Origin of the sequence: Cupriavidus sp. SK-4 (genome assembly GCF_000611125.1) — a bacterium.
Classification (GTDB): domain Bacteria; phylum Pseudomonadota; class Gammaproteobacteria; order Burkholderiales; family Burkholderiaceae; genus Cupriavidus; species Cupriavidus necator.
The window spans coordinates 8,233-14,931 of record NZ_JFJW01000080.1; the positions used below are offsets into that span (position 1 = coordinate 8,233).

Consider the following 6,699-nt stretch of genomic DNA (forward strand, 5'->3'; position numbering starts at 1 on the left):
CAGCGCGCCGTCGCGGGCCTTGTCATAGAGCGGGTTGTCGCCGATGGTGTCGAGCTCCGCCTGCAGTTCGATTTTCTTGAACTGGTCAGCCAGCGCCAGGTTGCCGCGCGCCAGCACCACCTCGCCGATATCCAGCTCCCATTCGGACGGGCCCTTCTTGGGGCCGAACTCAAGGGTCCAGTTGTTGCGGGCGTCCGGCAGGCGCTCCAGCCACACCGCCGGGCTGTCGACGACGATGGTCGGCACCGCGATCTGGTGCGCCAGCAGCGGTATCGGACGCAGCACGAAGATCAGTTCGCGCATGGTCGCCAGGTTGGGCTGTTTGGCCCACTCGGTATTGCCGATGGTAATGTCGCGCGCCGACAGTCGCGGCCACGGCACCAGCGTATGCCAGCCTTTCTCGCCTTCGCCGCGGCGCCAGGTCACGGTCAGGTCGCCGTTGATGGCAAAGGGACGGCCGATGGCCTCGGTGACGCGGTCGTTGAGCCAGGGCTTGAGGCGGTTCCAGTCGAAGGTCAGGATCACGACCACCAGCAGCGCGATCAGCGCAAGCGGTGTCAGCACACTCCACAGAACAACCTTGCGGCGCACGGGCATGAGGCGGGCTCTCCTGTCTGGCGGGGGCAGGTCCGTTCGCCGCCCACGCCAGCGCGGGGCGGCGAACGGACCACTGCACGTCTATTGTATAGTTGCGCGCTTCCTGTCTTTGTCGGGGATTGGCTGACATCGCCGCCGGAAAATGCCGGATTCTTGCCCCGGCGCAGCCGGGCGCCGACCCTGCCGATCTCCATCGACCCGATTCCTCCAGCATGAACGATGCCGCACACGACCTGGCCGGCCTGCCCGAGCCGCTGACCCACGAAAGCCCGGCCGAGGATGACTACCACCGCCGCTTCGGCGGCGTGGCAAGGCTCTACGGCGCCGCCGGCCTGGCCCGCCTGGAGGCGGCCAGCGTGTGCGTGGTCGGCATTGGCGGCGTCGGCAGCTGGGCGGCCGAGGCACTGGCGCGCAATGCGGTCGGGTGCATCACGCTGATCGACCTGGACCATATCGCGCTGTCCAACACCAACCGCCAGATCCATGCGCTGGGCGATGCCTACGGGCGCGCCAAGGTCGAGGCCATGGCCGAGCGCATCGTCGCCATCAACCCGCGCTGCCAGGTGACGCAGGTCGATGATTTCGTCACGCCGGACAACGTGCCCGAGCTGCTCGGCGCCGGCTATGACTACGTCATCGACGCCATCGACGCGGTGCGCGTCAAGACCGGGATGCTCGGCTGGGCCCGGCGCCAGGGCGTGCCGGTGATCACGTGCGGCGGCGCGGGCGGCCAGCTCGACCCCACGCGCGTGCGCATCGACGACCTGGCGCGCACGATCCAGGACCCGCTGCTGTCCAAGGTGCGCGCCGGCCTGCGCAAGCAATGGGGCTTTACGCGCGACCCGAAGAAGAAGTTCGGCATCGCCGCGGTCTATTCGGACGAGCCGCTGCAATACCCCGAGCCCGAGCAGCAGGCCTGCGAGATCGACGAGGCGCCGCCGCTGGACGGGCAGCCGGGCCAGCCTGCCATGCGCGGCCCGCAGGGGCTGGCGTGCGCGGGCTTTGGTTCGTCGGTGGCGGTGACGGCGGTGTTCGGCTTTGTCGCGGCGTCGGCGGTGATCGGCGAGATCGCGCGCGGCTGAAGCCGCCCGGGCCGCTCAGGCGCTCAGCGCGCGCAGCAGCCCATCGATCTCGGCGTCGCCGGGTGCCTGGTTGTCGAAGAAGATCAGTTCCGGATAGTCCGCGGGCGCCGGCATGAAGCGCCGGGTGCGGTAGGCCTCCCAGTGGCCCAGCTTGTAGGCGTCGTTGGGATTGCCGCGCCGGATGATGCGCGCATGGGCCTCGTCTTCAGGCAGGTGGACCCAGACCGTGCGCACCGTGGTGCCGGCGGGCACGTGCAGCCAGCCGGGGTCATGCAGCAGGTGGGCCTTGACCTCGCGCGACAGCGGGCCGATCACGATCACGCTGATGCCCAGCGCCAGGTTCTCGCGCGCGGTGTCGAGCAGGCCCTGGTATTCCGGGTCGCGCAGGTTGTCCAGGTAGGCCGGGCTGTCGCGGTCATTGGGGTCGCCGGTGATGGCCGCCATGGCCGCGGCGCTGTAGCGGCCGTACAGGGTGTCCTTGTCGAGCAGGCAGAAGGGCTCGCCGGTGGCCTGCATCAGCGGGCCGATCAGGCGGTGGGCGAGGGTGGTCTTGCCGGTGCCGGCATGGCCGCAGAAGAAGATCAGTCGTGGCATGAGGGATAGGTGTAGCGGGCAGGGCGCATCGCCCACAGCATACCCCTGGCTTGCGCCAGATCAGGCCCGGGCCGCGCCGATTCGGTATCCTTGCCGTTTTCTTCCACGATTGCAGTCGATCCCATGGACGCCAAAGACCAGCTTTCCTCCGCCGGCCTGCCGGACCACCTCCATCTGGGCGAACCGGTCACCGACGCCACCCATGCCGAGTTCGTGCAGCTGCTGGCCGCGGTGGCCGGCGCCGACGACGCCGGCTTCCTGGCGGCGATGGACGAATGGATCGACCATACCCGCCATCACTTCGCCCAGGAAGAGCAGTGGATGGAGGCGATGGGCTTCGGCCCGCGCCATTGCCACGCGGGCGAGCACCAGCAGGTGCTGGCCGTGGCCGTCGCGGTGCGTGACAAGGTGCACACCGATGCCGAGTTCCAGCTTGGCCGCCGCCTGGTGGCCGAGCTCTCGGGCTGGTTCGACCATCACGTCAAGTCGATGGACGCGATGATGGTGGAGCATATGCGCGAGCACGGCTTCACCCTGGTCGAAGGCCCGGTCACGGCGGCCTGAGCGCAGTCAGGCCGGGTGGGCGGCGTCGCGGTCGATCACCACGAAATACTTGCGCACCGGCGCCAGCACCTCGAACAGCCCGGTAAAGCCGGCCGGGATCACGCAGGCGTCGCCGGGGCCGAAGTCGCTGGCCTGGCCGGCATCGTCGCTGATGCGGATGCGGCCGCTGATGACATGGAAGAACTCTTCCTTGCCGGCCGGAAAGGCGATGCGCCAGGCCCCGGGCTCGCACGCCCAGATGCCGCAGTCGAAATCGCCGTGCTGCGCGCTGTAGTGGGTCCAGGTGGTGCGGTCGGGGTTGCCTGACACCAGCCGGTCCGGGCGCGGGCGGTCGTGGCTGGGGGCGGGCTCGGTCTTGAAGTCGATCAGGCGGGGCGCTGGCATGGCGGATGGCAGGAAAAATGGCGGAACTGAGTCCGCCAGTTTACCGCGCCGGGGCCGCGGCCCGGCCGTTCAGTTCAGCGCCGTGCTCAGCTGGCGGCGCCAGTGCGAGACCACTTCGGGCCGGTCGGCCAGCATCTCGAACACCGACAGCATGGTCTTGCGGCCGATATCGTCCTCGAAGGTGCGGTCGGTGCGCACGATTTCCAGCAACTGCTCCAGCGCCGGCTCGTACTGCTGGCGCGCGATCAGCAGCCTGGCCAAGTCCCGCCGCGCCGCCAGGTCGCGCGGGTCGGCGGCAATGCGCGTGCTCAGGGTGGGCTCGTCCGGCAGGCCGGACAGGCCCTCCATCGCGTCCATGCGCGTGCGCAGCGCGGCATGGGCGTCCTGCTGCGCGGCCTGCGGCGACAGGGCCTCGAACTGCGACCTGGCCTTGGCGATGGCATTGCCGTCCAGCAGGAAACCGATATAGGCCAGCCGGGCGGCGTCGGTCTCGGGGTCGAGCGCAATGGCTTCGTCGAACTTTGCCTCGGCGCCGGCCCGGTCGCCCTCGGCGGCCAGCTGCAGGGCGTCATGCAGGGCCATCTGCGCGGGCTTGGGCATCAGCCGCCCCAGGAATTCACGCAGGCCTGATTCGGGCAGCACGCCGATGAACTGGTCCACCGCCTGGCCGTCGGCAATCGCCACCACATGCGGGATGCTGCGCACGCCGAAGTGCGCGGCGAGGTCCTGGTTCTCGTCGACATTGACCTTGACCAGCTTCCACTGGCCGCCGGCCTCGGCCTCCAGCCGTTCCAGCATCGGGCCCAGCGTGCGGCAGGGTCCGCACCACGGCGCCCAGAAGTCGACCAGCACGGGCGCCTGGCGCGAGGCCTCGATCACTTCGGTTTCGAAATTCTGCAGGGTCACGTCGCTCATGGGGAATCCTGGATCGGGGAGAGGCGGGAGCGGCCAGCCTGGGGGGCCGCCCGCAGGGGCAAGGGCAATCTATACCCCTATTGTGAGGGCGAAGGCGCCGAATGCAACGCCCTGTGCCAATACCGTGCCCGCAGGGTTCGGGAAAGTCTGCGGTTGAAAATAGAACGATCGTTCGGTTATAGTCCTTGATCATACCAAAAGACCCGGTCCGCGAGACCGCACAGGAGACCTTGCATGCAGACCCCAGCTCGCCCGCATTTCCAGTTCTGGCCGAAGCGCCTGCCGACCGCCATCGTGCTGCCGGAAACCTCGCTCTGGGCCAACCTGGAAGTCTCGGCGCTCCGCTATGCCGACAAGGCCGCGATCCGCTACTTCGGCAATGCCATCACCTTCCGTGAACTGGAGGCGCAGGCCACCGCGCTGGCCGGCTGGCTGCAGCAGAAGGCGGGCGTGAAGAAGGGCGACCGGGTGCTGCTGTACATGCAGAACTGCCCGCAGTTCATCGTCAGCTACTACGCCATCCTGCGCGCCGACGCGGTGGTGGTGCCGGTCAACCCGATGAACCGCGCCGAGGAATTCAAGCATTACGTCACCGACGCGCAGGCGCGCGTGGCGATCTTCACCGCCGACCTGGCCCCCGGGGTCGAGCAGGCGCAGGCGGAACTGGCGCCGGCCGAGCGCCTGCAGCATTTGCTGGTGACCCAGTATGCCGATGCACTGCCGCCCACGCACGAACATCCGGAAGACGCGCCGCCGGCCTGGCTGACCACGCCGCATCCGCTGCCTGCGGGCGCCACCGCGTGGCCCGAGGCGCTGGGCGCCGGCCTGCAGCCCGGCCCGCACACCGCCGGCCCGGACGACATGGCGGTGATGCCCTACACCTCGGGCACCACCGGCTTCCCCAAGGGCTGTATCCATACGCACCGCTCGGTGATGCACAACATCGTCGGCGGCGCGACCTGGTCGGGCTCGGGCGCCGAGTCGGTGATCCTGTCGGTGCTGCCGCTGTTCCACGTCACCGGCATGCAGTACGGCATGAACGGCCCGATCTACAGCGGCGCCACCGTGGTGATGCTGCCGCGCTGGGACCGCGAGGTGGCCGGCCGCCTGATCTCGCGCTACCAGGTCACGCACTGGACCAATATCCCGACCATGGTGATCGACTTCCTGGCCAGCCCCAACCTGGCCCAGTTCGACCTGTCCAGCTTGCGCTATATCGGCGGCGGCGGCGCGGCCATGCCGCAGGCCGTGGCCGAGCGCCTGCGCGAGCAGTTCGGGCTGAACTACCTGGAAGGCTATGGCCTGTCCGAGACCATGGCGCCGACGCACAGCAACCCGTCGGACCGGCCCAAGCTGCAGTGCCTGGGCGTGCCGACCTTCAACACCGACGCGCGCGTGGTCGACCCGGTCACGCTCAAGGAACTGCCGCCCAACGAGATCGGCGAGATCATCGTCAGCGGCCCGCAGGTGTTCAAGGGCTACTGGGGCAAGCAGGACGCCACCCGCGACGCCTTTATCGAGTTCGAGGGCAAGACCTTCTTCCGCACCGGCGACCTGGGCCGCATGGACGAAGAGGGCTACTACTTCATCACCGACCGCCTCAAGCGCATGATCAATGCGTCGGGCTTCAAGGTGTGGCCGGCCGAGGTGGAGAACCTGCTGTACAAGCATCCGGACGTGCAGGAGGCCTGCATCATCGGCACGCGCGACCTGTACCGCGGCGAGACCGTCAAGGCGGTGGTGGTGCTGCGCGCCCATGCCAGGGGCAAGACCACGCCGGAGCAGATCATCGAATGGGCCAAGGAGAACATGGCCGCCTACAAGTACCCGCGCGTGGTGGAGTTCGTTGAGGCGCTGCCGAAGTCGGGCACCGGCAAGGTGATGTGGCGCCATCTGCAGGAAAGCGAGAATGCGCGCAACACGAGCGCAGAGGAGAAGCCCGCGGCCTGAGGCAGCCGGGGTAGCCAATGAAAAAGGCTGGTAGACCGACCAGCCTTTTTCATTTACGCGGTGCCGGCCCTCAATGCCCCCGCACCCGCATCAGCATCTTCACCATGGTCTTGTAGCCCCGCTCGCGCGCATGGCGCGTGGGGCTCACGCCTTCGCGGTCGGCGAGGTTGGCGTCAGCGCCGGCATCCAGCAGCAACTGCACCGTTTCCTCATAGCGGGTGCTGCCATCGCCCAGGATCACCGCTTCCAGCAGCGCGGTCCAGCCCAGGTCGTTGACATGGTCCACGGCAACGCCGGCCTTCAGCAGCAGCTTCACCACCTCGACATGGCCGTGCTGGCTGGCGGCGATCAGCGCGGTGCCGTCATAGCGGTCGGTGCTGGCCAGGTCGGCGCCGTGCGCCAGCGCCAGGCGCACCATGTCGGCCTGGCCGGTGGCAGCTGCCAGCAGGAAGGGGCTGTTGGCCTCGGTGTCCTTCAGGTTCACATCGGCGCCGGCCAGCAGCAGCGTGCGCGCGACTTCGGCGTGCCGGTTCTGCACGGCCGCCAGCAGGGCGCTGCGCCCGCGCTCGTCGGCCGCGCGCGCCGAGGCGCCGGCGGCCAGCAGGCGCGCCAC

The 6,699-nt window shown here is 68.8% G+C and carries 8 protein-coding genes; 3 read left to right on the forward strand and 5 right to left on the reverse strand.

The genetic code is table 11. The features are described 5' to 3' along the window. A partial coding sequence (locus CF68_RS38430) for an AsmA family protein (RefSeq protein WP_035820993.1) occupies window positions 1–597 on the reverse strand: 597 nt, incomplete at its 3' end. A 212-nt stretch (window positions 598–809) separates the two neighbouring features. Here CF68_RS38430 and tcdA point away from each other — a divergent pair. Further along, window positions 810–1,679 carry a tRNA cyclic N6-threonylcarbamoyladenosine(37) synthase TcdA gene (gene tcdA / locus CF68_RS17360; RefSeq protein WP_084187281.1) on the forward strand — a complete coding sequence of 290 codons (870 nt, stop codon included), beginning with the start codon at window positions 810–812 and terminating at the stop codon, window positions 1,677–1,679. 15 nt (window positions 1,680–1,694) lie between these two features. Here tcdA and CF68_RS17365 read toward each other — a convergent pair whose 3' ends face one another. Continuing rightward, on the reverse strand, window positions 1,695–2,273 hold the full coding sequence (locus CF68_RS17365) for an ATP-binding protein (protein ID WP_035820995.1): 579 nt from the start codon (window positions 2,271–2,273) through the stop codon (window positions 1,695–1,697). Between the two features lie 123 nt (window positions 2,274–2,396). On the opposite strand from CF68_RS17365, the gene CF68_RS17370 reads away from it, so the two are divergent. Continuing rightward, the gene (locus CF68_RS17370) at window positions 2,397–2,837 is read left to right on the forward strand and encodes a bacteriohemerythrin (protein WP_035820996.1); all 441 of its coding nucleotides are present in this window, start codon (window positions 2,397–2,399) and stop codon (window positions 2,835–2,837) included. Between the two features lie 6 nt (window positions 2,838–2,843). Here CF68_RS17370 and CF68_RS17375 read toward each other — a convergent pair whose 3' ends face one another. Both CF68_RS17375 and trxA read right to left on the reverse strand, forming a co-directional pair. Next, a complete protein-coding gene (locus CF68_RS17375; RefSeq protein WP_013957582.1) occupies window positions 2,844–3,221 on the reverse strand; it encodes a cupin domain-containing protein in 378 nt (125 codons plus the stop codon). A gap of 69 nt (window positions 3,222–3,290) precedes the next feature. Next, on the reverse strand, window positions 3,291–4,136 hold the full coding sequence (gene trxA / locus CF68_RS17380; protein WP_035820998.1) for a thioredoxin: 846 nt from the start codon (window positions 4,134–4,136) through the stop codon (window positions 3,291–3,293). Window positions 4,137–4,370: 234 nt separating this feature from the next. Between trxA and CF68_RS17385 the strand changes: the two genes are divergently transcribed. After that, a complete protein-coding gene (locus tag CF68_RS17385) occupies window positions 4,371–6,086 on the forward strand; it encodes a long-chain fatty acid--CoA ligase (protein ID WP_035821000.1) in 1,716 nt (571 codons plus the stop codon). Window positions 6,087–6,156: 70 nt separating this feature from the next. Here CF68_RS17385 and CF68_RS17390 read toward each other — a convergent pair. Continuing rightward, window positions 6,157–6,699: ankyrin repeat domain-containing protein (locus CF68_RS17390; RefSeq protein WP_035821002.1), on the reverse strand; the 543-nt coding region annotated here is incomplete at its 5' end.